Source organism: Dactylosporangium sp. NPDC048998 (assembly GCF_043197855.1).
GTDB lineage: Bacteria > Actinomycetota > Actinomycetes > Mycobacteriales > Micromonosporaceae > Dactylosporangium.
Genome location: NZ_JBICTV010000003.1, coordinates 222,149 through 248,370 on the forward strand (window position 1 = coordinate 222,149; position 26,222 = coordinate 248,370).

The 26,222-nt window shown below is 72.6% G+C and carries 19 protein-coding genes; 13 read left to right on the top strand and 6 right to left on the bottom strand.

Going from position 1 to position 26,222, the window contains the following annotated elements:
* Positions 1-37 precede the first annotated feature (37 nt).
* From ACGFI8_RS08375 to ACGFI8_RS08395, 5 genes are all read left to right on the top strand, one after another.
* Positions 38-3,712 carry a family 78 glycoside hydrolase catalytic domain gene (locus ACGFI8_RS08375; RefSeq protein WP_392801782.1) on the top strand — a complete coding sequence of 1,225 codons (3,675 nt, stop codon included), beginning with the start codon at positions 38-40 and terminating at the stop codon, positions 3,710-3,712.
* Positions 3,713-3,840: 128 nt separating this feature from the next.
* Entirely contained in the window at positions 3,841-4,653 is an 813-nt protein-coding gene (locus ACGFI8_RS08380; protein ID WP_392801785.1) for a cyanophycinase, read from the top strand.
* Positions 4,643-7,303: a cyanophycin synthetase gene (gene cphA, locus ACGFI8_RS08385; protein WP_392801787.1), complete on the top strand. Its 2,661-nt coding sequence runs from the start codon at positions 4,643-4,645 to the stop codon at positions 7,301-7,303. Before ACGFI8_RS08380 ends, cphA begins: the two co-directional genes overlap by 11 nt.
* Positions 7,285-8,670 carry a protein kinase gene (locus ACGFI8_RS08390; RefSeq protein WP_392801790.1) on the top strand — a complete coding sequence of 462 codons (1,386 nt, stop codon included), beginning with the start codon at positions 7,285-7,287 and terminating at the stop codon, positions 8,668-8,670. Before cphA ends, ACGFI8_RS08390 begins: the two co-directional genes overlap by 19 nt.
* 140 nt (positions 8,671-8,810) lie before the next feature.
* A complete protein-coding gene (locus ACGFI8_RS08395) occupies positions 8,811-10,346 on the top strand; it encodes a hypothetical protein (RefSeq protein WP_392801793.1) in 1,536 nt (511 codons plus the stop codon).
* A gap of 780 nt (positions 10,347-11,126) precedes the next feature.
* Here ACGFI8_RS08395 and ACGFI8_RS08400 read toward each other — a convergent pair.
* Both ACGFI8_RS08400 and ACGFI8_RS08405 read right to left on the bottom strand, forming a co-directional pair.
* Positions 11,127-13,217, bottom strand: a complete 2,091-nt coding sequence (locus ACGFI8_RS08400; protein WP_392801795.1) for a DEAD/DEAH box helicase — start codon at positions 13,215-13,217, stop codon at positions 11,127-11,129.
* 36 nt (positions 13,218-13,253) lie between these two features.
* Positions 13,254-13,562, bottom strand: a complete 309-nt coding sequence (locus ACGFI8_RS08405; protein WP_392801798.1) for a C40 family peptidase — start codon at positions 13,560-13,562, stop codon at positions 13,254-13,256.
* 126 nt (positions 13,563-13,688) lie between these two features.
* On the opposite strand from ACGFI8_RS08405, the gene ACGFI8_RS08410 reads away from it, so the two are divergent.
* Complete coding sequence (locus ACGFI8_RS08410; protein ID WP_392801801.1) at positions 13,689-14,549, top strand: hypothetical protein; 861 nt, start codon at positions 13,689-13,691, stop codon at positions 14,547-14,549.
* Between the two features lie 283 nt (positions 14,550-14,832).
* Here the strand turns inward: ACGFI8_RS08410 and ACGFI8_RS08415 are convergent, their stop codons facing one another.
* Positions 14,833-16,491: a DEAD/DEAH box helicase gene (locus ACGFI8_RS08415; RefSeq protein ID WP_392801804.1), complete on the bottom strand. Its 1,659-nt coding sequence runs from the start codon at positions 16,489-16,491 to the stop codon at positions 14,833-14,835.
* Positions 16,492-16,726: 235 nt separating this feature from the next.
* Here ACGFI8_RS08415 and ACGFI8_RS08420 point away from each other — a divergent pair, with 235 nt between their 5' ends.
* On the top strand, positions 16,727-17,398 hold the full coding sequence (locus ACGFI8_RS08420) for a ferritin-like fold-containing protein (protein WP_392801807.1): 672 nt from the start codon (positions 16,727-16,729) through the stop codon (positions 17,396-17,398).
* Positions 17,399-17,435: 37 nt separating this feature from the next.
* Here the strand turns inward: ACGFI8_RS08420 and ACGFI8_RS08425 are convergent, their stop codons facing one another.
* Together ACGFI8_RS08425 and ACGFI8_RS08430 are read right to left on the bottom strand one after the other, a co-directional pair.
* Positions 17,436-17,669: a DUF3107 domain-containing protein gene (locus ACGFI8_RS08425; protein ID WP_392801810.1), complete on the bottom strand. Its 234-nt coding sequence runs from the start codon at positions 17,667-17,669 to the stop codon at positions 17,436-17,438.
* Between the two features lie 69 nt (positions 17,670-17,738).
* Positions 17,739-18,377, bottom strand: coding sequence for a TetR/AcrR family transcriptional regulator (locus tag ACGFI8_RS08430; protein WP_392802867.1), 639 nt, complete (start codon positions 18,375-18,377; stop codon positions 17,739-17,741).
* Positions 18,378-18,466: 89 nt separating this feature from the next.
* Here ACGFI8_RS08430 and ACGFI8_RS08435 point away from each other — a divergent pair, with 89 nt between their 5' ends.
* From ACGFI8_RS08435 to ACGFI8_RS08455, 5 genes are read left to right on the top strand one after another with little or no spacing between them, the layout of a single operon-like run.
* The gene (locus ACGFI8_RS08435) at positions 18,467-20,644 is read left to right on the top strand and encodes a hypothetical protein (protein WP_392801813.1); all 2,178 of its coding nucleotides are present in this window, start codon (positions 18,467-18,469) and stop codon (positions 20,642-20,644) included.
* Positions 20,645-20,675: 31 nt separating this feature from the next.
* On the top strand, positions 20,676-21,707 hold the full coding sequence (locus tag ACGFI8_RS08440) for an alpha/beta fold hydrolase (protein WP_392801815.1): 1,032 nt from the start codon (positions 20,676-20,678) through the stop codon (positions 21,705-21,707).
* Positions 21,708-21,713: 6 nt separating this feature from the next.
* Positions 21,714-22,574 carry a DUF3152 domain-containing protein gene (locus ACGFI8_RS08445; RefSeq protein ID WP_392801818.1) on the top strand — a complete coding sequence of 287 codons (861 nt, stop codon included), beginning with the start codon at positions 21,714-21,716 and terminating at the stop codon, positions 22,572-22,574.
* 41 nt (positions 22,575-22,615) lie between these two features.
* Positions 22,616-23,794, top strand: coding sequence for an adenylyltransferase/sulfurtransferase MoeZ (gene moeZ, locus ACGFI8_RS08450; RefSeq protein WP_392801820.1), 1,179 nt, complete (start codon positions 22,616-22,618; stop codon positions 23,792-23,794).
* Between the two features lie 42 nt (positions 23,795-23,836).
* Complete coding sequence (locus ACGFI8_RS08455) at positions 23,837-24,634, top strand: squalene--hopene cyclase (protein ID WP_392801822.1); 798 nt, start codon at positions 23,837-23,839, stop codon at positions 24,632-24,634.
* A gap of 113 nt (positions 24,635-24,747) precedes the next feature.
* On the opposite strand, the gene ACGFI8_RS08460 is transcribed toward ACGFI8_RS08455, so the two are convergent.
* A complete protein-coding gene (locus ACGFI8_RS08460; protein ID WP_392801824.1) occupies positions 24,748-25,047 on the bottom strand; it encodes an MGMT family protein in 300 nt (99 codons plus the stop codon).
* A 52-nt stretch (positions 25,048-25,099) separates the two neighbouring features.
* Between ACGFI8_RS08460 and proB the strand changes: the two genes are divergently transcribed.
* The gene (gene proB, locus ACGFI8_RS08465; protein ID WP_392801826.1) at positions 25,100-26,200 is read left to right on the top strand and encodes a glutamate 5-kinase; all 1,101 of its coding nucleotides are present in this window, start codon (positions 25,100-25,102) and stop codon (positions 26,198-26,200) included.
* Positions 26,201-26,222 lie beyond the last annotated feature (22 nt).

Below are 26,222 nucleotides of genomic sequence, written 5' to 3' on the forward strand. Positions count from 1 at the left end.
GTTTCATACACCTCGACACAAACCAAGGGAGCCCGCCATGCCCCTGCAGAAACGAAGTCGCGCGGCCGCCATCGCGCTGCTCGCGCTCGCCGCTACCGTTCTCGTCGCGCCGCCGGCGCCCGCGGTGGCGGCGACGCCGGTCAGCCTGTCGGGGGCGCACTGGATCTGGTACCCCGAAGGGGATCCGCGCACCAGCGCGCCGGCCGAGTACCGGTACTTCCGCAAGACCTTCAGCGTCGCCGCCGGGGGCGTCAGCGACGCGCAGCTCGTCGTCACCGGGGACGACACCGTCGACGTCTGGCTCAACGGCAAGCCGCTCGCTGGGTCGTCGCGGGTCGTCGATGCGTGGAAGAACGCGCTCTACGTCGATCTGCAGAGCGCGCTCACCGGCGGTACCAACACCATTGCTCTGGCGGTGAAGAACACCACCGTGGGGCCGGCCGGCGTCATCGGGCACGTTCGCGTCGTCACCGCCGGGGGCACCACTGATCTCGTCACCGACGGCACCTGGAAGGCCGGGCAGAACGCGCCGGCCGGGTGGGAGCAGGCCGGGTTCGGCGACGGCGGGTGGCCCGCGGCGCAGGATCTCGGGCTCTACGGGTCCTCGCCGTGGAACACCTCCGTGGTCCTGCCCGACCCCGCCGTGGCCTCGCCGCTGAGCGTCGCGAGCGGAACCGTCGAGCACTGGGTCGACCCGCTCGGGGTCGACGCCGCGCAGCCGCGGTTCGGGTGGAAGCTGAGCTCGACCGCCGCGCAGCAGCGGCAGGCGGCGTACCAGATCCAGGTCTCCACCACGAGCGGCAACACCGCCGACGTCTGGGACAGCGGGCGGGTGCCGTCCGGCAACCAGGTCGACGTCGTCTATGGCGGGCCCGCGCTGAGCAGCATGAAGCGGTACTACTGGCGCGTGCGCGTCTGGGACACCCAGGGCCGCGCGAGCGGGTGGGGCGCGACCCGGACCTTCGAGACCGCGCTGCGCGCCCCGGCGACCGAGTGGACCGCGGACTTCATCGGGCAGCCGGCGGTGAACGCCGACCTGTCCGGGGCCACCTGGATCTGGTATCCCGAGGGCGACCCCGCCGCCGGCGTGCCCCCGTCGACGCGCTACTTCCGGCGCACCTTCACCCTGCCGGGCGCCCCGTCGAGCGCCACCCTGGTCGTCACCGGCGACGACACCGCCGACGTGTGGGTCAACGGCGTACAGGTCAGCTCCTCGCCGCGGGTCTACCAGTCGTGGCAACAGGCCGCGGCGCTCGACCTGACGAGCCGGCTCACCGCCGGTACCAACACCATCGCCATCTCCACCGAGAACACCACCCAGTCGCCGGCCGGCATGATCGCGAAGCTGACCGTGAGCGGCAGCCCGACGATCACCACCGACGCGGCCTGGAAGTCGTTCACCAGCGCGCCGTCGGGCTGGAACCAGCCGGGCTTCAACGACTCGGCGTGGCCCGCGGCGAAGGCGGTCGCGACGTACGGCAGCGGGCCGTGGGCCTCCAACGTCGTCGTCGCCAAGGCCGCCCCGCTGGTGCGCAAGGGCTTCACGGTGAGCAAGCCGATCGGCTCGGCGCGGCTGCTGACCACCGCGCTCGGCCTGCACGAGACCCGGCTCAACGGCGCCAAGGTCGGCACCGACGTGCTCGCGCCGGGCTGGACCGACTACACCAAGCGGCTGCAGTACAAGGAGTACGACGTCACCGGGCAGATCCGTCAGGGAGACAACGCCCTCGGCGCATGGCTGGGCAACGGGTGGTACTCCGGGAGCCTGGGCTTCGCCGGCAGCCAGCGCTACGGCACGCAGCCGTGGTACTCCGCCCAGCTGGTCATCGCGTTCACCGACGGCACCACCCAGACGGTGCGCACGGACAGCAGCTGGAAGGTCACGACCGGCCCGATCCGCGCCGACGACCTGTACAACGGCGAGACCTACGACGCCAGGATGAGCATCGCCGGGTGGGACGGCCCCGGGTTCAACGACGGCGCATGGCCGGCGGTGGCCGTGAAGAGCGGCGCCAAGCCCAGCCTGGTGGCGCAGGTCGACGGCGGCGTCACCGTGCAGCAGGAGTTCCGGCCGGTGGCGGTCACCCAGCCACAGCCCGGCGTGTGGGTGTTCGACCTGGGCCAGAACTTCGCCGGCTCGAACCGGCTGACGATGGCCGCCCCGGCCGGCACCACGGTCCAGCTGCGCCACGCCGAGGTGCTCAATCCGAACGGCACGATCTACACGGCCAACCTGCGTAACGCCCAGGCCACCGACCGGTACACGTTCGCCGGGACCGGCACCGAGACGTACGAGCCGCGGTTCACCGTGCACGGGTACCGCTACGTCGAGCTCACCGGCGCCCCGTCCGGCTTCACGCCGACCGCGGACACGATCACCGGCCGCGCGGTGTGGACGAGCGGCGCGCAGCTGGGCACGTTCACCACGTCCAACGCGATGCTCAACCAGCTGGAGCACAACATCCTCTGGGGTGAGCGCAGCAACATGCTCTCGATCCCGACCGACTGCCCGCAGCGCGACGAGCGGCTCGGGTGGACCGGCGACATCGCGATCTTCAGCGGTACCTCCACCTTCAACGTCGACGTGCACGCCTTCCTCGACAAGTTCGCCGACGACCTCGTCGACGCCCAGCGCTCCGACGGGGCGTTCACCGACGTCGCCCCGGGCGTGTGCTGCGGCGCCGGCACCGCCGGGTGGGGCGACGCGGGCGTGATCGTGCCGTACACCCTGTGGCAGCGCTACAGCGACGTCCGCGTCGTCGACGAGCACTTCGCGGCGATGGCGAAGTGGGTCGACTACCTGCGCAGCACGTCGGGCGCCGATCTCATCCGCAACCAGCCGACGTACGGCGACTGGCTCAACGTCAACGACAACACCGCCCAGGACGTCATCTCGACCGCCTTCTTCGCGTGGTCGGCGCGGCTGGTGTCCCGGATGGCGGCGGCGACCGGCCGCACCGCCGAGGCGACCTCCTACGGCCAGCTCGCCGACCAGGTGGCGGCGGCGTTCACGAACCGGTTCGTGGCCGTCGACGGCACGGTCAGCGGCAACACGCAGACCGGGTACGTGCTGGCGCTCGCGTTCGGCCTGCTGCCCGCCAACCGGGTGCAGGCCTCGGCGGACCGGCTCGCCGCGAAGGTCGCCGCGACCGGCGGGCACCTCTCCGTCGGGTTCCTCGGCGTGGAGAACCTGCTGCCGGTCCTCGCCGACAACGCGCACGCGGACACGGCGTACCAGATCCTCATGCAGCCCGGCTTCCCCGGCTGGGGTTACATGATCGGCAAGGGCGCCACCACCATCTGGGAGCGCTGGGACGGCATCCGTACCGACGGCTCGTTCAACGACCCCGGGATGAACTCCTTCAACCACTACGGCCTGGGCTCGGTCGGCGACTTCCTGTACCGGCAGGTCGGCGGCCTGGGCCCGGCGGCGCCCGGCTACTCGGCGCTGCTCGTCGCCCCGCGGCCGGGCGGCGGCCTGACGTCGGCGAAGTCGGCGTACGAGACGCCGTACGGCAACGCGGTCAGCGACTGGTCGATCTCCGGCGGGACGCTGACCCTGCGGGTGACGGTCCCGGCCGGCGCCTCGGCGACGGTCCGGGTGCCGACGTCGAACCCGGCGTCGGTCGCCGCCCCGGCCCAGGCGGTCCCGGCCGGCTCGGCGACGTACTACCTGCCGGCCGGCTCCTACACCTTCACCGCCGCTTCCTGATCATCAGCGCCGGACGGGCGCGGGACATTCGTGGCATGAGTGTCCCGCGCCCCGCTACAGGGCAATCCCGGCAAACGCGAGGCGGCGGCGGGCCCCGGTTTGCAAGATGAAGGGGTTGTGGAGGTGGGATGCCGGGAAAGCTGCTCGTCATCGGCGGTGCCGAGAGCCATGACGCGGGCGACGACGAGATCCTCGAGCGCTTTGTGCTGCTCGCGGGCAGGGGCGATGCGCAGCTCGTGGTGATCGCCACGGCGAGCGAGAGCCCGGCCGAGCGCGAGAAGGAGTACGCCGAGGTCTTCCACCGGCTCGGCGCCGAGCGGGTCACGCCGCTGCGCCTGGAGTCGCGGGAGGACGCCAACGGCGATCTCGCCGTGGCCGCCATCGAGCGGGCCACCGGCGTGTTCTTCACCGGCGGCGACCAGCTGCGCATCACGACCGTCGTCGGCGGCTCGAAGGTGGACTCCGCGCTGCACGCGCGGCTGGCCGACGGGATGATCCTGGCCGGAACCAGCGCGGGCGCCACGATGATGTCGAGCACCATGATCCTTGGCGGGAGCGTCGCCTCGGTGAGCACGTCCAGCGTGCGCACCGGGCCCGGCATGGAGTTCCTGCCCGGTGTGCTCATCGACATGCACTTCGCCCAGCGCGGGCGGCTCAACCGGCTGCTCAGCGCGATCGCGATGTTCCCGCACGAGCTCGGGCTCGGCATCGACGAGAACACCGCCATCCTCGTCGACGGCGACGTGTTCGAGGTCCTCGGGCACGGCACCGTCACCGTGATCGACGCCGGCCAGGCGCGCGACATCAGCTGCCCCCCGGCCGAGGCTGAGGGGCCGATCGCCCTGTGGGGCGTCCAACTGCACGTCCTGCCGGCCGGACACCGGTTCAACCTGACCGAGCGGGCGCCGATGAGGAGAGCGGAAGAGGATCATGCGCATTGAGAGCAGCCGGCGGTTGCGGGGGCCCAATCGGTACCTCGCCCGCCCCGTCCAGGTCACCAGGGTCCTGCTCGACGGGTTCACCGGCCGCGAGACCTGCGATTTTCCGGGCTTTCCGGAGCGGCTGCTGGATCTGCTGCCCGGCCTGGCCGACCATCACTGCGCGGCGGGCGCGCCGGGCGGGTTCGTCAAGCGGCTCTACGGCGGCACGTACTTCGGCCACACCGCCGAGCACGTGGCGATCGAGCTGTCCAACCGCATCGGCCGCGAGGTGAGCTTCGGCCGGACGGTCGGCACGCAGGACCCGTCGGCGTTCGACGTCATCATGGAGTGTCCAGCGGACGAGCCGCACGAATCCGAAATGTCCGAAAAATTATTAGAAACAGCGATAAATATAGTCGTACCCCTCACGCGCGCCGAGCCGCCGCCGGCGCTCGACCTGGAGGAGCTCCAGCGCCGGTACGAGCGGGAGAAGCCGGGCCCGAGCACCGAGGCGATCGCGCGGGCGGCCCGCGAGCGGGGCATCCCGGTCGAGCGCGTCGGCGACCTCAGCCTGCTGCGGCTCGGGTACGGCCGGCACCGAAGGCTCGTCTGGGCCGCGCTGAGCGACCAGACGTCGGCGATCGGCGTCGACATCGCCGGCGACAAGGAGCTCACCCGCCGCCTGCTCGACGAGGCCGGCATCCCCGTGGCGCACGGCGGCGCCGCCCCGATGATTGAGGCCGCGCTGCAGCTCTTCGCCGAGCTCGGCCCGCCGGTCGTGGTCAAGCCCCGCGGCGGGCGGCAGGGGCAGCACGTGTACCTCGGCCTCGACACCGCCGACGCGGTGCGCGCCGCCTACCTGGCCGCGACCGCGGACGGCGGCGAAGCGGTCGTCGAGCGCCAGGTCGGCGGCCGCGACTACCGGGTGCTCACCGTCGGCGGCGAGATCGTCGCCGCGGCCGAGCGGGTCGCCGCGCACGTGGTCGGCGACGGCGGCACCGACATCGCCGGCCTGGTCGAGCGGGCCAACGAGGACCCCCGCCGCGGCGTCGGCCACGCCCGGGCGCTGACCCGGCTGGCGGTCGACGAGGTCGCCCGGACGCTGCTGAGCCGGCAGGGCCTGAGCATGCACGACGTGCCCGAGCACGGCCACACGGTGTGGCTGCGCGATAACGCGAACCTCTCCACCGGCGGCACCAGCGTCGACGTCACCCGCCGGGTCCACCCGTCGGTGGCCGACCTGTGCCGCCGCGTCTCCGGCCTGGTCGGCCTGGACATCGCCGGCATCGACCTGCGCCTGCCCGACATCGGCGAGGAGCTGCCGCTGGACCGCGGCGCCGTGATCGAGGTCAACGCCGCGCCCGGCCTGCGCATGCACCTGGAGCAGCACGACGTCGGCGCCACGATCGTCGACGCGCTCTACCCGGCGGGCACCCCGTCGCGCATCCCGATCGTCGCGATCACCGGCACCAACGGCAAGACGACCGTGGCCCGGCTGACCGCGCACCTGCTCGCCGGCGCCGGTCTGCGGGTCGGCGTGACCACGACCGACGGCGTGATGGTCGGCGGCCGGACCGTCCAGCGCGCCGACGCCACCGGCCCGCGCTCTGCCCGGGTCGTGCTCGGCGACCCGACCGTCGACGCGGCCGTGCTGGAGACCGCGCGCGGCGGCCTGGTGCGCCAGGGGCTGGGGTACGACTGGAGCGACGTCGGCGTCATCACCAACCTCGCCAGCGACCATCTGGGCCAGGACGGCATCGAGAGCATGGAGGACCTCGTCGACCTCAAGTCCGTCGTCGCCGAGCGGGTCCGGGAGGGCGGCGCGGTCGTGCTCAACGCCGACGACCCGCGCAGCCGCGAGCTCGAGTTCGCCGGGCGCGAGATCATCTGGTTCGCCCTTGACCCGCGCAACCCGCTCGTCCGGCGGCACTGGGACTCCGGCGGCCGCGCGTACCTGCTCGCCGACGGCTGGCTGGTCGAGCTCGCCGGGCGGCGGTGGGTGCCGCTGCTGGCCGCGCACGAGCTCGGCGGCGGCTTCGGCGGCGCGGCCCGGCACCTGGTCGCCAACGCGCTCGCCGCGGCCGCCGCGGCCCGCGTGCTCGGCGTGACCACCGCCCGGGTCGCCGAGCGGCTCCGCACCTTCGGCGACGACCCCGCCGACAACCCGGGCCGGGGCACGCTGCTGCGCTGCGGCGACGTGCACGTGCTCGTCGACTACGCGCACAACCCGGCCGCCATCGCCGCCGTTAGCGACCTCGTCGACCGGGTCTGGGGCTGCGAGCGGGCGGTCGCCGCGATCACGCTGCCCGGCGACCGGCGTGACGACCTGCTGCGCGAGTCGGCTGCCGTGGTCGGGGCGCGGTTCGGCCGAGTGGTGCTCTACGAGGACGCCGACCGCCGCGGCCGGGCCCTCGGCGAGGTCCCCGGCATCGTGCGCGACGAGCTGCGGCGGGTCGCCCCGGACGCCGCGTGCACCGAGGTGCGCACCGTCGACGAGGCGATCCCCGCGGCGCTGGCCCTGGCCCGCCCCGGCGACGTCGTGCTGCTGCTCTACGAGAAGATCGAGCCCGTCCTGGCCCTGCTCGAAACCCTCGGCGCGCGCCGGGCCGGAGAAGGTGGTGTGGCCGACGTGAATCTGGGCAAAACCATGGCGTGGACCGGTACCGGCTGATCGAACCCCTCGGCACCGGCGGCATGTCCGTGGTCTGGCGCGCCTTCGACGAGGTACTCGAGCGCCCGGTCGCGGTCAAGCTGCTGGCCCCGAAGCTGCTCGCGGACCCGCTTTCGCGGCGGCGCATCCAGGCGGAGGCGCGCGTCGCCGCGGTGCTGAGCCATCCGCACATCGCGCAGGTGTACGACTTCGGCCACGGCCCCGACGGCGCGCCGTACGTGGTCATGGAGCTCGTCACCGGCCGCTCGCTGGAGCAGGCGGGCCCGCTCCCGCCCGCCCAGATGCTGCGCGTCGGCGCCCACCTCGCCGACGCGCTGGCCGCGGTCCACGCGCGCGGCCTGGTGCACCGTGATGTCAAGCCGGCCAACGTGATGCTCACCGACGGCGGCGCCAAGCTCGTCGACTTCGGCATCTCCGCCATCGCCGGCGATCACAGCGACAGGCAGGACGAGATCCTCGGCACGCCCGCGTACCTGGCCCCGGAGCGGCTGCGCGGCCTGCCCACCACCGCGGCCACCGACGTCTACGCGCTCGGCCTGCTGCTGTACCGCGCCCTTACCGGCCGCTTCCCGTGGCCCGCGCAGACGACCACCATCGGCGTGATCGCGGCGCACCGGCACGCCCGGCCCGAGCCCCTGCCGCCGGGCCTGGTCCCGGAGCCCGTCGCGAGGGCGATCGCCCGCTGCCTGGCCAAGGCGCCCGAGCACCGGCCGTCCGCCGCCGAGATGCAGGGCATCCTCGCCGGTGCGGCCCCGCCCGCGCGGATCCCCGCCCCGCGCGCGGCACCCGCCGCCCCGCGGCCGACGGTGCCGCTGCCCCGCATCGCCCGCAGCAGGCTGGCGACCGCCGGCGTCGTGGCCGCGGCGGCGGTGAGCGGGCTCGCGATGTGTTCGGCCGGCGGCCCGAAGCCGGAGTGGATGGCCGCGGCCGCCACCCCGGCGCCCGCCGCGGTGGACTGCGCCGTGCGGTACTCGGTCCGCAGCGATCGCGACGGCGCCTTCACCGCCGACCTGCGGCTCACCGCGTCGGGCGGCGACGGCGGGTGGAGCCTGACCTTCCGCGTTCCCGACGGCCAGGCGATCGGTGCGGTCGACGGCGCGAGCTGGCACCAGGACGGCGAAACCGTGCTGCTGGGCGGACGCGACCTCGCCGCCGACCTGTCCCGTGGCGCGAACTTCGCGATCACCGGCGCCTACCGCGAGTCCACCGCGCTCCCGACCGACTTCGCGCTCAACGGCGCGGGGTGCCGCTCGGTGCTGCTCGCCCCCGCCGCGGCGCCGGCCCCGACCACCACCGCCCCGGTCGCGACGCACAACGACCACGGGTCCAAGAAGGACAAGAAGAGGGACAAGAAGGAGCAGCACTGACCCTTTCGTAAGTTGATCGTCGTTTTGTAGGTTATGGCGTGCAACCTTCCTGACTGGTACACAAGTCTGATCCTCGTGGCGTCCGATCGATTTCCGGGTCGCTCGCTTTAGGGTGTTGGGGTCGAAGGTAGGGAGGCGCCGTGCGGTTCGAGATCAGCCGGGTCATGGACACGATCGAGCAGCGGCTGACCACGGACGTCACATTGGCGCAGGCCGTGGTTGACCTGGCCGAGGTCGCCCGGTTCATGGCGCTCGACGGCGGCCGCCCCATCAACCTGCTGCGCCTCGGCATGGTCGTCGACGCGCTGAGCCGCTACCTCATCGACGCGGGCGCGATGCTCTATCCGGTCGCCGGCCGCGAGGTGCTCTCCGAGGCGGCGCTGACGTCGAAGGAGCGCATGGTCCTGGGCCGCTGGGCCGACGACGGGCTGATCGAGGTCACGCCGGTCGTCGCCGACCGCCCGGCCGAGATCGCCGACTTCACCGGCCTGCCGCTGATCGTGGTGCGCGACGTGCCGCAGTACGCGGCCCGTTTCCCCTGGCTCGCCGACAGCCCCGAACGGTTGCTCCGGCTGACCCCGCGCGCCGGCGGCGCCGTGCTCACCCCCGGCGGCGAGCCGGCCCCGCCCAAGGACGGCAAGGAGCGCCTGGTCGTCGTCGGCAAGGCGACCCTGCCGATCGTCCCGCCCGACCCGGACGACCCAGCGACGGAGAAGCCGATGGCCGAGCCCGCGCCCGCCTCCACGGACTCGGCTGACACCACGGACTCTGCCAGGGACTCTGCCGGCGCGACGGACCCCGCCGACGCATCGGACGCTGCCGGCGCGACCGACCAGGCCGACACCGCGGGCTCCGCCGACGCCGCCGACCCGGCCACCGATACCAAGCCCGCGCAGGACGCCGGCCCCGGCGACGAGGCATCCGCAAACCCGAAGGGCGGCAAGGCTTCCAAGGCTCCTGCGGAGCCTGCCAAGGGCGGCCGTCCCGACGGTCTGCAGTCGTTCACGGCCCGCGGCGTTCAACGGTTCGGCCGCACCCGCGTGGTGCGCCGCCGCTTCACCCGCGCGGACCCCAGCGGCGTCGGCGCGTCCCTGATGGCACGGCAGTGGCGGTGCAAGGAGCCCGACTGCCCGGCGTTCGGCCAGTTCCGGCGCATCGGCCAGCCCGTGCCCCGCATGCGCGCCGGCGTGCCCGCCTGCCCGCGCCACGGCGAGGCCGTCAAGGACATCGGCCCGCGCCCGGCCGCGTTCGCCGTCGCGATCGTCGTCGAGGACCTGGCCCGCCGCCGCTTCGTCGTCAGCGCCGACCGCCCGGTTGTGGTAGGCCGCGAGCCGTCCGACCCGGACGACATCTCGGTGGCCGCCTGGCTGCACGAGGCCGCCGCCGCCTGGATCGCGAAGGAGCACGTCAAGCTCTCGATCGAGCAGGGCCACCTGGTGGTGACCGACACCAGCGACCACGGCACCCTGATCTGGAAGCGCTCGACCCCCGACATCAAGGAGGAGACCGAGCGCCTCTACCGCAAGTCGTACCAGCTGAACGGCTGGGACTCGATCGAGCTGTACACCGGCGTAGAACTGGTCATCGGCGACCACCGCCTGCAGACGGTCGTCGGCTCGGAGCCCGCCTCGGTCCTGCTGGACGCCCCGACAGTGGCCATGCGCCTAGTCGACTGACCGCTCCCACCACCGCCCGAAGCCGACCCGGACCCGCGGCCTCAACCCCGGCGGCCGCCTTGCCATGGGCACACGGCAGCCCCGAGCTAGGCCCGGCGGCCGCGGTGCGCGGGGTCTTCCGTGATCACGGAGCGAACGTGCTGCTCCTTGTACATGTTGACTCCGTCATGAGTCGAAAATAGGCCGCGGTGTGGGGTCGAAGCGGGACGGGAGAGGGCAGTCGCCGTTGCCGTGCCGGCCGTCCGGGATGGTGCAAGATCACGTGTAAAAGATGGCTGCGATCACAGCCATTTTTTACACAGTCCCCAGTAGCGGGTCGGGCATCAGGCGCTGCACGGCGTCGAGGTCGTGCACCCGGCGGATCTCGGTGATCGGGCCGGACTCGTTCACCGTCAGGAAGCTCGGCCAGGCGGAACGTCTTGCCGGACGGGGTGCGGTCGTAGATCGGGGCGGCGTGCGCTCGATCGCCGTCCGGGAGAAGACCGCGATCGAGTCCAGGGCTGCGGGGTGGGGTCGAAGTCGGATGGAAGGGGGCAGTTTTGGCCATCCTGGATAGCCGGCACGGCAACGGTGGACCATGGCGAACCGCGCACGCCGTCCGGCACAGATCGCACACCCGGCCGGCGCCGCCCGGACTTGGCTCGAGATGCCAACGGCTCAATTGGGCGGTCGCTCTTCGGCGGCCATCCCGCCGGGCCGCACGACGGCCCGGCCCCTAGCCCAAACGGTCATCACGCGAGGGGGCACGGTGGCCCCCGGTTTTCAAAGGCAACGCCGCCGTCAACCAGTCACGGCCAACGCGAACGGCAGCACCCCCTTGGCCCCCGCCGCCAGCAACCCCCGGGCAACCAGCGCCATGGTCCACCCGCTGTCCACCTGATCGTCGACCAGCAGCACCGGCCCGTCGAGGCCGCGCACCGCTTCGGCCAGCGAAGGCGGGATCGAAAACCCGCCGTGCAGGGCCCGCACGCGCTGCGCGCTGTTTGTCCGGGACGCCAGCTCGGTGGCGGCGCCGGGCGGCACCGTCCCCAGCAGCGGCAGCCGCCCCACCTCGGCGATCCGCGCCCCCAGCGACCCGACCAGCCCCGGCGCGTGCCGCGACCCGATGACCACCACGCCCGCCGGGCGCTGCTCCCACCGGGCGTCGCCCTTCGCCCACTCGGCGAGGGTGGCCACGACCCCCTTGAAGACCTCGTCGGTGACCGGGCCGTCCGGGCCGGCCAGCAGGTTGCGCAGCCGGTCGCCCCAGCCGAGGTCGCTGAGCCGGCCGATCGCGCGCCCCGGCAGCGACTGCTCGCCGGCCGGGATGTTGCCCGTCAGCGCCACCCCGACCGCGGCCATCCCCGTCGGCCACTTCTTGCGCGGCGCGATCTCGACGCCGGCGCGGCCGAGGTGTGCCCGGGCGGCGGCGAGCGCCTCGGGGGACACCTCCGTCGCATACCAGGATCCGGCGCAGCTGTCGCACCGCCCGCACGGCGCCGCGTCCGGGTCGTCGAGCTGGCCGCGCAGGAACTCCATCCGGCACGTGGTCAGCGCCGCGTATCGGCGCATCGCCTGCTGCTCCTCCTCGCGGGCCGCGGCGACGCGCGCGTAACGCTCGGTGTCGTGTCGCCACGGCACGCCCGTGAACTCCCAGCCGCCCTTGACCCGCCGGACCGCGCCGTCGACGTCGAGCACCTTGAGCATCAGCTCGAGCCGGCTGTGGCGCAGCTCGACCCGCGGCTCGAGCGCCATGGTCGACAGCGCCCGGCCGGACTCGGCCAGCACGTCGAGGACGGCGCGCACCTGGTGCTCGGGCGGGAAGGCCAGCGAGGCGAAATACCGCCAGATGTCGGCGTCCTCCTTCCCCGGCAGCAGCAGCACGTCGGCCTTCTTGACGGCCCGCCCGGCTCGACCGACCTGCTGGTAGTACGCGATCGGCGACGAGGGCGCGCCCAGGTGCACGACGAATCCGAGGTCGGGCTTGTCGAACCCCATGCCCAGCGCCGAGGTGGCGACGAGGGCCTTGATCCGGTTGTCCAGCAGGTCGGCCTCGGCGCCGAGGCGGTCGGCGGTCTCGTCCTTGCCCGTATACGCCGCCACCTCGTACCCCTGGCCGCGCAGATACGCCGCGGTCTCGTGCGCCCCCGCCACGGTCAGCGTGTAGATGATCCCGGAGCCGGGCAGGCCGCCGAGGTGCTCGCCGAGCCAGGCGAGCCGGTGCGACGCCGACGGCAGGGTCAGCGAGCCCATCCGCAGCGACTCGCGGTCGAGCGAGCCGCGCAGCACCAGCGCGTCGCCGAGCTGCTCGGCCACGTCGGCGGTGACCCGCGAGTTGGCCGTGGCGGTGGTCGCCAGCACGGGCGTGTCCGGCGCCAGGTCGAGCAGCAGCGTCCGCAGCCGCCGGTAGTCGGGCCGGAAGTCGTGCCCCCAGTCGGAGACGCAGTGCGCCTCGTCGACGACCAGCAGCCCCGTCGTGGCCGCGAGCTTGGGCAGCACGTCGTCGCGGAATGCCGGGTTGTTGAGCCGCTCGGGGCTCACCAGCAGCACGTCGACCGACCCGGCCGCGATCTCCGCGGTGATCGCGTCCCACTCCTCGAGGTTGGCGGAGTTGATCGTCCGCGCCGTGATCCCGGCTCGGGCCGCCGCGTCGACCTGGTTGCGCATCAGGGCGAGCAGCGGCGACACGATCACCGTCGGCCCGGCGCCGCGCGCCCGTAGCAGGGCGGTCGCCACGAAGTACACCGCCGACTTACCCCACCCGGTGCGCTGCACGCAGAGCACCCGGCGGTGCCCGGCCACCAGCGCTTCGATCGCCGTCCACTGGTCTTCGCGCAGCTCGGCGGCGGGGCCGGCGAGTTTCTTGAGAACTTCCGAGGCTTCGTGTCGCACGGGGTCGACGCTAGCAACGGGGTCTGACAAAAACGGCTACGAGTACTGCGGGCGCCCGTATCCGGAGATCGGAGCGTAGTCGAGGAGTCGCATGGAGATACGTTCGCCCGCCCGGGGCGCCTCGATCACGCGCCCCTCGCCGATGTAGATGCCGACGTGACTCACGTCCTTGTAGTAGAAGACCAGGTCGCCGGGGCGCAGCTCGCTCCGCGTGATCGGCTGGACCGTCTGTTTCTGTCTGGCGGCGTTGTGCGGCAGTACGACTCCCGCGGTCTTCCAGGCGGCCATCGTGAGCCCGGAGCAGTCGAAGCTGTCCGGCCCGCGCTGCGCAGGCTCTTGCGGCAAAACCCCACGCGTCACTAACGTCGCAATTTGGACAAAGGTTGCTGAAGTGTGCCCGTTCATTGGGTCGTCGGCATCCTGAGAAGCCAATCGACGGTGGCCCTAAGGTCCCTCACTAGGGTGGGTCGCATGGTGCTGAAGGGTCCGCTGGTGGCGGCCGGGCTGGTCGCGGCCCTCCTGCTGGGCTTCGGCATCGCCCGCGCGACGGACTCCGCGGCCGGCCGGCCCGCCCCGGCGACGACCGCGATCCCGTCCCACTCCCACGGCGGCGGGGCCATCGGCGACCTGGGCGGCTTCTCGCTCAGCGCGGCCGGCTTCACCCTGGTGCCCGCCCAGCCGCTCACCGTCCCGCCCGACGCTCAGCAGCAGTTCGCGTTCAAGATCCTCGGCCCGGACGGCAAGCCGGTCACGCGGTACGTCCCCAATCACGACAAGCTCATGCACTTCATGGCCATAAAGCATGATCTGTCCGGCTTCCAGCACCTGCACCCCACGATGGCCGCCGACGGCACCTGGTCCATCCCTCTGACCCTGCCCACGCCCGGTATCTGGCGCCTCTACACCGACTTCGTCACCTTCGACCCGACGGGTCAGCAGCTGCCCCTGACACTCGCCGTGGATGCCACGGTTGCGGGCAGTTACGCCCCGCTCGCGGTGCCGCCGCCGTCGCGTACCGTGGAGGCGGACACGTTCACGGTCACCCTCGAGGGCACACCGCAGGTCAACGCCACCCAGCCGCTATCGCTGCGCGTCTTCGCGTCCGGCGCGCCGGTCACCGACCTGGAGCACTACCTGGGCGCGTACGGTCACCTGGTCGTCATCCGCGACGGCGACCTCGGCTACCTGCACGTGCACCCTGATGACCGGCTCGCGGGTGGCGCCGTGAAGTTCTGGCTGTCCGCGCCCAGCCCCGGCCGCTACCGCATGTTCTTCGAGTTCCAGAAGTCCGGCACGGTCCACCGCGCGGAGTTCACGGTCGACATACCGTGACGATGTTTTTGGACTCGGGTCCGCGTCATTTGTAGATCGTTCCTCCCGCGAGACACCGGGCCGGGGCTGCCTCAAGGGCGCCCCGGCCCTGCCATGTCCGTCGTGCCAAGAGCAAAGCGGATATGTCCGCCCCTTCGTGACGGACATATCCGACATTTCGGTTATGCGGCGAAAGTGCGAACCTTCGCGAACGCGGAACAGCGCGTGGGGCGGACCCGAGCCGGGCCCGCCCCACAGCGGCAGATGTTCTTCAGATGGTGAAGCCGGGCGATCGGTGACCGCCCTACGACTCCGGAGTGGCGTCGACCGCGGCCGCCTCGCCGGAACCGCCACGCCCACGGCCGCCCCGGCGGCGACGGCGCCGCGTGCGCGCGGCCCCGCCCTCGTCGCCGGCCACCGCGACGTGCGCCCCGGCGGCATCCGCATCGCCCCTCGCAGGCCCGGCTGACTCGGCCGGCCCGGAGTCCGTGAGCGTCGCCGACGACTCGGCGTGCTCGGCGGCGTCGACCTCGCCCCGGCGGCGACGCCGGCGCTGGCGGCGCGGCTCGGTCGCCTCGGCGGTGTCGGTCGCGACCGCCGACGGCGACGACGAGCGACCCCGGCCCCGCGTGCGTCCCCGCCCGCGCGGCTTGCCCTCGACGTCCTCGAGCTTCTCCGCCGACAGCCCGGCCCGCTTGCGGTCGGCCGTCGGCAGCGAGCCCGTCGTGCCCTCCGGGATGCCGATGTCGGTGAGCAGGTGCGGCGACGTGTGGTATGTCTCCGGCGGCTCCGGCAGGTCCATCCCCAGGGTCTTGTCGATGATCCGCCAGCGGGGCATGTCCTCCCAGTCCACGAACGTCACCGCGACGCCGGTCGCGCCGGCGCGGCCCGTGCGGCCGATGCGGTGGGTGTACGTGTCCGGGTCCTCCGGGCAGTCGTAGTTGATCACGTGCGTGACGCCGGAGACGTCGAGGCCGCGGGCGGCCACGTCGGTGGCGACGAGCACGTCGATCTTGCCGGCCCGGAAGGCGCGCAGGGCCCGTTCGCGGGCGCCCTGGCCGAGATCGCCGTGGACCGCCGCCGCGGCGAACCCGCGGAAGTCGAGATCCTCGGCGACGCGGTCGGCCGCCCGCTTGGTACGGCAGAAGATCATCGTCAGCCCGCGATCGGTCGCCTGGAGCACCCGGGCCACGATCTCGAGCTTGTTGAGCGGATGCGTGCGGTACACGAACTGCTTGGTGAGCGGCGACGGACCCGTGTTGGCGTCGTGATGTGCGTGGATCGTCATCGGCTGGCGCAGGAACCGCCGCGCCAGCGTCACGATCGGGTCGGGCATAGTCGCCGAGAACAGCATCGTCTGCCGTTCCTCGGGCAGCAGCGTGAGGATGCGCTCGACGTCGTCGAGGAACCCGAGGTCGAGCATCCGGTCGGCCTCGTCGAGCACCAGCGCGCGCACCGAGTGCAGGCGCAGGTGCTTGCCCTTGGCCAGGTCCAGCAGCCGGCCGGGTGTGCCGACCACGATCTCGACGCCGTTGCGCAGCGCCTCGACCTGCGGCTCGTACGCCACGCCGCCGTACAGCGGAAGCACCCGCACGCCGCGGGTCTTGCCGGCGGCGGCGATGTCGCGGGCGACCTGCAGGCCGAGCTCGCGGGTCGGCACGACGACGAGCGCCTGCGGCAGCCCGTCGGCGCCCTCGCCGGGTGAGGTGACGCGGTCCAGCAGCGGTACGCCGAACCCGAGGGTCTTGCCGGTGCCGGTCGGCGCCTGGCCGATCAGGTCGGTGCCGCGCAGCGCGATCGGCACGGCGTATTCCTGGATCGCGAAGGCGCGGGTGATGCCGACCGCCTCGAGCGCGGCCACGGTCTCAGGCCGGGCGCCCAGGTCGGCGAAGGTGGGACTGTCGGTGCGCACGGGTGCGCGGGGGGCCACCGTCTCGGCGGCCTCGGTGTTGTCGATCGTCATGTTTTGCTCGGGGTGTCTCTCTCGCGGGAGCGCCCCTGAATTGCCGGGTGCGCTCGATCTGTGTAGGGCGCGGGCCACACGCGACCGGTGGACTGTGGTCGCGGGCTACAAGCGCCGGTTGCCTGGGCTAGGGTCCGCCCGTTGGCTATTCCCGGTCATTGTACCGGCCAGGCGACGGATTCGCGCACGACACTGCGTGAGGGCATAGGGTGATACGGCGGGGTACTGTGCCGATGTGTCCGATGTCACCCCAGCCGCCCGGTCCAGCGTCGAGTCGCCCCACGAGGCGGTCGTCGACCTGCTGGGCATGCTCGCATACGGCGAGCTGGTGGCCTTCGACCGCATGGCCGTCGACGCCCGGCTGGCCCCCGACCTGCGCCGCCGCGCCGTGCTCAGCGAGATGGCGGCGCGCGAGATCACCAACTACCGCCGCCTCGCCGACCGCCTGGCCGAGCTTGGCGCCGACCCCGAGGCGGCGATGCGCCCCTACGTGCGCGCCGTGTCCGACTACCACGAGCAGACCGAGCCCAAGGACTGGCTGGAGGGCCTGACCAAGGCGTACGTCGGCGACGGCATCGCCGACGACTTCACGCGCGAGGTCGCCGCCGTGCTGGCCACCCCCGATCGCGACCTGATCCTGGACGTGCTGCACGACTCCGAGCACGCCGACTTCGCCGCCGACGAGCTGCGCGCCGCGATCGCGATCGATCCGAAGGTCGCCAACCGCCTGTCGATGTGGGCGCGCCGCCTGGTCGGCGAGGGCATCTCCCAGGCCATGCACGTGGCCGGCGAGCGCCCCTCGCTGGCCGCCCTGCTGGCGATCAACGGCGCCGACTTCCAGGCCCTGCTCAAGCGCCTCACCACGGCGCACACCGCCCGCATGGGCGCGGTCGGCCTCAACAACTGAAAAGGGCCCCCGGCGGGGGCCCTTCGTAGCAGCGTCCTCAGCGCGCGGCGGAGAACCCGACCGGTCGCGGGGAGGACTCGGCGATCTCCACGTAGGCCAGCTTGCCGACCGGCACGATCACCCGGCGGCCCTTCTCGTCGACCAGGGACAGAACACCTTTATCGCCACCGTTGATCGCGTCGGTGACCGCAGACTCGACCTCAATGGGCGACTGGCTGCTCTCGAGCACCAGTTCCCGAGGCGCGTACTGCACGCCGATCTTGACCTCCACGTCTTCCTCCTTGATCGGGCGCGGCCGTGGGTAGGCCCGCACACCCAGTGTGGTTGAAGATTAACGCGATCAGGCGTGTTCGCCCTGCAGGGGGAAGCTCGCGATGCCGCGCCACGACAGTGTGGTCAGCAGGCTCTCCGCCTCGGCCTTGTCGACCTGGCGACCGCCGGCGAGCCAGAACCGGGCCGCGATCTCAGCGGCGCCGACCAGGCCGGAGGCCAGGAGCTCGGCGCGGGCGCGGCTGACGCCGGTGTCGGCCATGATCGTGTCGGTGATGGCCGCGATGCAACCGCTCTCGACGCGGTCGACGCGCTCGCGCACGGCCGGGTCGTTGCGCAGGTCGGACTCGAAGACGAGCCGGAAAGCTTCACTCTCGTGGTCGATGAAGTCGAAATACGCCTGGATCGCCCCGCGCACGCGGTCCTTGTTGTCGGTGGTCGCCTCCATCGCCGAGCGCACCCGGGAGACCATCGCGTCGCAGTGCGTGTCGAGCAGGGCCAGGTAGAGCTCGAGCTTGCCCGGGAAGTGCTGGTAGAGCACCGGCTTGGAAACGCCCGCGCGCTCCGCGATGTCGTCCATCGCCGCGGCGTGGTAGCCCTGCGCCACGAAGACCTGCTGCGCAGCGGCGAGCAACTGCTTGCGGCGCGCCGACCGGGGTAGCCGCACTGGCCGTCCGGCCGCCTGCGTCCCGCTCATCGCCGAGGTCATCTTCACCATCCGGATTTGGGTCGAGATTGCAACTTACCCCCTTTCCACCCACACGGTAGCCTCACCTAGGGGCGACGGAGGAGCGTGCGGTGGACGAAACGGGGCAAGCCGGAAGCCCGGACGCGGCTGGCGCCTACCCTGGCGCGAACCCGGGCCTGAACCGGGGCCGGAACGGATACCCGGAAGGGCACGTCAACGGGGCTTCGCCGACGTCCGATGACGCCCTCGAGGCGATCGTCTCGGCCTGGCGCGAGCCGGCCACCGGCGCCATCGCCGGCCGTGCGACGGTCAACGGCGTCAATGGCGCCCTCGGCCCGCGCGGGCGCGCCGAGGTCCGCAGTCCGTATTCCGACATGCTGGCCCCCATGAGCCCGCCGGTCTCCGCCCCGCCGCCGGTCCAGCCGCCGACCTCCACGCTGCACTACGGCCATTACGGGCCCGACGGTCAGGGCTGGCCGACCTCCAGCACCACCGGTGAGACCAAGAGCGTCCCGGCCACGCCCGCGCCCGGCACCGTCTATGGCGCGCAGCCGGTCGACCACGCCGGCGAGGTTCGCCAGCCGGTCTCCGCGCAGCCCGCGTTCGAGCAGGCGCCCCACCAGCCCCACCCGCCGCAGCAGCAGCCGTACGAGTACGAGCAGCCCTACGACCAGCCCTACGACCAGCCCTACGACTACAACCAGCCGCAGCAGTCGGCCCTCGACCGGGTCGCCGAGCAGCAGGCGCACCAGTCCGACCAGTGGGGCTACCAGGGTCAGTACGCGCAGGGGCCGTACCAGCAGCACCAGCCCGAGCCCTACCAGCACCCGCAGGAGCAATACCAGCACCCGCAGGACCAGTACCAGCACCAGCCCGAGCCCTACCAGCACCCGCAGGACCAGTACCAGCCGGAGCAGCAGTACCAGCAGCCCGAGCAGTATCCGCAGGAGCAGTACCAGCCCGAGCAGTATCACCAGCCCGAGCAGTACCAGCAGGAACAGCCGTACCAGCAGGAACAGCCGTACCAGCAGGAGCAGCGGCACTGGGCGCCCGAGCCGGCCAAGCCGGAGTTCGACTGGGCGGCGCCGGTCCAGCACGAGTCCGTGCCGCCGCAGCCCGCGGTACCGCTGCCGCAGCAGCCGCAGCCCCAGCAGGTGCCGGCGCAGCGCATGCCGGAGAACGACCCGCTCGCCGGGCCCCTGCCGCCCGTCCTGCTCGGCTCCGCCACCGCGCTGACGGCCGCCGAGCCGGTCATGCCGACGTTCGCCGACCGCATGACGCAGCCGGCGTACGAGCCGCTGGAGCTGCCCCAGCGCGTCCCCGCCGAGCCCGACGTGCCGCCGGTGCCCGCCGTCGAGCCGCAGTCCGTCGCGGTCGGGGCGCCCGAGCTCGCCCGGATCACCAACAAGCTGCGCGAGGACGGAGACGGCGCGCCGGACAGCCCGGACGACCGCCCCGACGGCTTCGACGTGCAGAGCGTGCTCCGCGCGGTGCAGACCGTCAGCGGCGTGCACCGGGCCACCCTGCGCGAGAATGCCAACGGCCTGCACACGCTGCGCCTGGAGCTGGCCGACGAGGCCGACGCCGGGCAGGTCAGCCGGATCGTCGCGCGCATGCTCAACGAGACGATGGGGCTGTCCGCCGAGCAAAACCCGCTGCTGCCGGAGGAAGACGCGCCCCCGGCGCCGGTCCAGTCCACAGCAGCAGGGGCCGCCCCGTCGTCGGCCGTGGTGCCCGCGGCCCGGCCGCCCGCGCGCAACGCGCCGCACAGCGCCCAGCCGGGGTACGGCCGGGAGGCCCGCCGCCGGCGACCCGTCAGCGGCGGGCGCCGGGCTCCGGAGCAGAAGGCCCCCGCGCTCCTGCCCAACCCGGGCGCGATCGTCTCGCCGCGGGTCGTCATCGAGTCCGTCGACGTCAGCACGCAGGGCATCGACGCCACCGTCGAGGTGCGGCTGACCGCCGACAACCAGCCCGCCCTGGGCGTGGCGAGCGGCCCGAACTTCGACGGATACATGCTGAAGCTCGCCGCGCTGGCCGCCGCCTCCGCCGTCGACCAGCTGCTCATCGACGCCGACACGATCCGCGCGCGCTGCTACATCGAGCACGCCGCCGTCGTGGCCCTGGGCGGGTGCGAGGTGGCGGTCGTGGTGCTGCTGTTGATGTACGACGGCTTCGTGGAGCAGCTCACCGGCTCCGCGGTGGTGTCCGGGGACGGCGACTCCCGTCAGGCCGTGGTCCGTGCGACGCTGGCCGCGGTCAACCGCCGCCTGGAGGCCCTGCTTCCTTAGGCTTGTCGCGCGTTCGGGGCACACTTGATTTATGAAGCGTGCGTCTCTTGTCCCAGAGTTCACCGTCCCGTCACCTGAACGGCTGCCGGAGCGTTGGCCGGGACGAGAGGTGGAGCTCGACGGGACGGTGGTGTACGTCCGCGACACCCCCGCCGCGATGCCCGACGCGGAGCCGGCCGTGTACGTGCACGGGCTGGGCGGTTCGTCCACCAACTGGACCGATCTGGCCGGCATCCTCGCGGCCCGGCAGGACGGCATCGCGCTGGACGGCCAGGCGATCGACCTGCCCGGCTTCGGCTACAGCGGCCGGGCCCGCAGCTACACCCTCGACGCGATGGCGGACCATGTCATCCGCTGGATCGAGCGCAGCGACCGCGGCCCGGTCCACCTGTTCGGCAACTCGATGGGCGGAGCCGCGGTCGTCAAGGCCGCCGCGAGGCGCCCCGATCTCGTCCGCACGCTGACCCTGATCTCCCCGGCGATGCCGTTCCTCGACCCGCGCCGCTCCCTGCAGGGCCGGCTCGTGCCGCTGCTGCTCCTGCCCAACGCGGCGCGCCTGGCCGGGCGCCGGATGTCGGCGATGGACCCCGAGGAGCTGGCCGACATGGTCATCGACTCCTGCTACGCCGACCCCACCCGCTATCCGGAGCAGCGCCGGCTGGAGGCGATCGAGGAGGCCCGGCTGCGCAATCAGGTGCCGTGGTACGCCGAGGCGTACGTCGGCAGTCTGCGCGGCCTGGTCAGCAGCTTTCTGCGCGCATACCTGCCGGGCAAGGGCTCCATCTGGCGGGCCGCCGCCCGGATTTCCGCGCCGACGCTGGTCATCGCCGGGCGGCAGGACAGGCTCGTGGACATCCGCACCGCCCCGCAGGTCGCCCAGCTCATCCCGGACAGCCGGCTGATGATGCTGGAGGGCGTCGGCCACGTGGCGCAGATGGAGGTGCCGCGCTCGGTCGCCCGGGCGGTCTTCGGGCTCTTGGATGAAATTTCCGGTAAGCCGGTTGCGGTCGAGGTGCAGGGAAAGGTCCGGCCGCGCGCCGCTCGGGTGCGCATGGCAAGCTGAGCATCGATGGCGAGCCGGCTGATCAGCGACCGCCGGCGGGAGCCGGTTGCACTGCCGAGCGACCCTGTGGTTGCTCGCGACATCGTGCTCGCCGCCCGCCATCGCCGCCGCCGGGACGCCCGCCGACGGCGCTACCTGGTCGCCGGCGTGATGGCTTCGGCCGGCCTCATCGCCGCGCTCGGCCTCGGCCGGCAGTTGCTCTTCGCCGACGACACCGCCCCGCCCACGGCGTCCGTGCGGCGGGAGGCACCGATGCTCGCCCCGCCCTCCCAGCCGGCCAGCCCGCCGCCGGAGGCCGGGCCGGCCAAGGGTGACGGCACCTTCGCCTACGCGAGCTCCGCCGGGCCGGTCGCGGGCGCCGCGGGGGCGCTGAAGAAGTACCGGGTCGCGGTCGAGAACGGCTCCGGCCAGGAGGCCGACGCGTTCGCCGCGGCCGTGGAGCAGACCTACGGCGACCCGCGCGGCTGGATCGCCAGCGGCGACGTGCGCCTGCAGCGTGTCGCCGGGGAGGGCGCCGCCGACTTCACGGTCTTCCTCGCGACGCCGGCCACCTCGGACGCCATGTGCGCGACGGCCGGGCTGCACACGGACGGGTACAGCTCCTGCCGGACCACCGGCAAGGTCATCATCAACCTGGCTCGCTGGCTCACCGCGATCCCGGACTACGGCAAGCCGGTGGCCGACTACCAGACGTACGTCATCAACCACGAGACCGGCCACGAGCTCGGCTATGGCCATGAGGCGTGCCCGGAAGCCGGACGCCCGGCGCCGGTCATGATGCAGCAGACGTACGGCCTGAAGGGCTGCGTGGCCAACTCCTGGCCCTACGTGGACGGCCAGCGGTACACGGGCCCCAAAGTGCCGTAGCTCACGTGGGTTTGGCACCCGGGCGCGGCAGAATGAGAACCATGTCGTTGCCTCCTCTGGTCGAGCCCGCCGCCGACCTGTCGGTGGACGAGGTCCGCCGCTATTCGCGCCATCTGATCATTCCCGACGTCGGGGTGGCCGGGCAGAAGCGACTCAAGAACGCCAAGGTGCTGTGTGTGGGCGCGGGCGGCCTCGGATCGCCGGCCCTCATGTATCTCGCGGCCGCCGGCGTCGGCACGCTCGGCATCATCGAGTTCGACACGGTGGACGAGTCCAACCTGCAGCGCCAGATCATCCACGGCCAGTCGGACATCGGCCGGCCCAAGGCGGAGTCGGCGCGCGACTCGGTGCGCGAGATCAACCCGTACGTCAACGTCGTGCTGCACAACGAGATGCTCACCAATGACAACGTGCTGGAGATCTTCGCGCAGTACGACCTCATCATCGACGGCACCGACAACTTCGCGACGCGGTACATGGTCAACGACGCCGCGGTGCTGCTCGGCAAGCCGTACGTCTGGGGCTCGATCTACCGCTTCGACGGCCAGGCCTCGGTCTTCTGGGCCGAGCACGGCCCCTGCTACCGCTGCCTCTACCCGGAGCCGCCCCCGCCCGGCATGGTCCCGTCGTGCGCCGAGGGCGGTGTCCTCGGCGTTCTGTGCGCGTCCATCGGCGCGATCCAGGTGACCGAGGCGATCAAGCTCCTCACCGGCGTGGGTGACTCGCTGCTGGGCAGCCTCATGGTGTACGACGCGCTGGAGATGACCTACCGCAAGATCAAGCTGCGCAAGGACCCGAACTGCGCGATCTGCGGCGAGAACCCGACCGTCACCGGCCTCATCGACTACGACGACTTCTGCGGCGCCGTGTCCGACGAGGCCCAGGCCGCGACCGTCGGCTCGACGATCACCGCGAGCGAGCTCAAGGACTGGCAGGACTCCGGCAAGCCGATCGAGCTCATCGACGTGCGCGAGCCGGCCGAGTGGGAGATCGTCCGGGTGCCCGGCGCGCGGCTCGTGCCGAAGGGCGAGATCCTCAACGGCAACGCGCTGGCCGAGCTGCCTCAGGACAAGCAGATCGTCCTGTACTGCAAGAGCGGCGTCCGCTCCGCCGAGGCCCTTGCCGCCGTCAAGGCGGCCGGCTTCAAGGACGCCGTACACGTGCAGGGTGGCGTGGTCTCCTGGGTGAAGACCGTCGATCCTTCACTGCCGGTGTACTAGCGGATCACGAGGGGGAGGCGGGCGCGCGGTACGGTACGGCCCATGGTGGACCTTGATGCCGCGATCGGCTACGTCGTCGCACACGGTGACGCCGTGGACCGCGCCCGCCTCGCCTGGCTGCGCACCGGCCAGGCGCCCCCGGTCGACGTGCTGGAGAAGGCCGAGACGGGCCAGGCGTCCAGCGGCGGGTGGCCCGCCTACTGGGGCGCGCACGTGGCCTCGGTCGACGCGACGTGCTTCCGCCTCGCCGAGCTCGACGACCTCGGCGCGATCGACCGCCCCGCGGCCCGCAAGGCCCTCGGCTGGCTGGGCCGCAGCCAGCGCCCCGACGGCATGTGGGAAGAGGACGAGTCGCTGGCCGGCATCGCCCCGCCGTGGGCCCAGCCCGGCGACGACGAGGCCCGCCTCTACCTGACCACGAGCGCGGCCTTCTGGCTGATCGTCGGCGGTTCCGCCCCCGGCGACGAGGATGAGCACGCGGCCCGCATCGCCCGCGCCGCCGAGGCGTTCCGCGCTTCGCTGCGCCCCGACGGCACCTGGCCGTCCTTCCTCGTCACCGGCTGGCTGGGCTGCGCCGTGCTCTACCACCTGGGCTGGTTCTACGAGTCGGCGCAGATCCAGGTGGCGCTGGCCGACCGCGTCCCCGACATGTCCGCCGCGGACACGGCCCAGCTGTTCGCCTCCCTGCGCCGCATCGGCATGTCGACGGAGGACTGGTTGCTGAGCGCCGCACGCCGCCGCCTGTCCGAGACGCAGCGCAGCGACGGCGGCTGGACCAGCGACGACGGCGACCGGTTCAACGTCCACACAACGCTGACCGCGATCCGCGCCCTGCGCTGAACCTCCGTCTTGCCTCGGCCCGGATAAGTCCAGACGCTGACGCGTCCGGACTTATCCGACATTTCGTGTCGACTGGACTGATCGGTCCATTTTGCGTCACGTCGGGCGCGAAGTCACGACTCGTCCGGCCACCACGCGGCGCTGCGCATGTCGATCTTCTCCCCGCGCAGCGGCGTGCCCTCGCTGCGGTGCCGCCGCAGCGCCTCCGTCTCGTGCCCGGGCACCAGCCGCCCGTTGGAGGCCACCACGCGGTGCCAGGGCACGCCCCCGCCGTAGTGGGACATCACCGCCCCCACCTGCCGTGGGCCGCCGCGGCCCAGATACTCGGCGATCGCGCCGTACGACATCACCCGCCCCGGCGGGATGCGCTCCACAAGGTCGAGCACCATCTCGGCGTACTCCTCGTCGGCCACGATATGGGAACCTACCGCGCAGCTGCGCGGGGCACGCGGCAAGATAGGCGGCGTGCGCGAACAGGTCACCGAGGCTCGACGCATCGTCGTCAAGGTCGGGTCGTCGTCGCTGACCACCGCGGCCGGGGGCCTCGACGAGAGTCGGGTCGAGGCGCTGGTCGAGGCGTTGGCCAGCACGCCCGCCGAGGTGGTGCTGGTCTCGTCGGGCGCGATCGCCGCCGGGCTCGCCCCGCTCGGCCTGCCGCGCCGGCCGCGGGACCTGGCGACCCAGCAGGCCGCGGCGAGCGTGGGCCAGGGGCTGCTGATGCGTGCGTACAACGACGCCTTCGCCAGGCACGGCCGCGTGGTCGGCCAGGTGCTGCTGACCGTGGACGACGTGACCCGCCGGGCGCACTACCGCAACGCGTACCGCACGCTGCGCCGCCTCCTGGACCTCAAGGCGATCCCGATCGTGAACGAAAACGACACGGTCGCGACCGAGGAGATCCGCTTCGGCGACAACGACCGGCTGGCCGCGCTGGTCGCCGCGCTCGTGCACGCCGACCTGTTGGTTCTGCTGTCGGACGTCACCGGCCTGTACACCGGCGACCCGTCCCTGCCGACCTCGCGTGCGATCAGCGACGTGCGCACGTTCGGCGATCTCGAGGATGTCGACATCCGCCGCCCCGGCAAGGCCGGCGTCGGCACCGGCGGCATGGTCACCAAGGTCGAGGCCGCGCGGATCGCCACCACCAGCGGCATCCCGGTCGTGCTGGCCTCGGCCCCGCACGCCGCGGGGGTCCTCGGCGGCCACCCGGTCGGCACGCTGTTCCACCGCCAGCGTGAGCGGCCCCAGGCCCGGCTGTTCTGGCTCGCGCACGCCACCACCCCCCGCGGCCGGCTCCACCTGGACGCGGGCGCGGTCCGCGCGGTCGTCGGCGGCCACGCGTCGCTGCTGCCCGCCGGTATCACATCGGTCGACGGGCGGTTCGCCGCCGGCGACCCGGTCGACCTCGTCGACGTGGCCGGCGTGCCGATCGCCCGGGGCCTGGTCAACTACGACGCCGCCGAGCTCCCGCCGCTGCTGGGCCGCTCGACGGGCGATCTGGCCGCGGAGCTCGGCCCCGCATACGAGCGAGAGGTCGTACACCGGGACGACCTGGTCCTGCTCTAGAACCCGCCCCGAGCGCCACCCG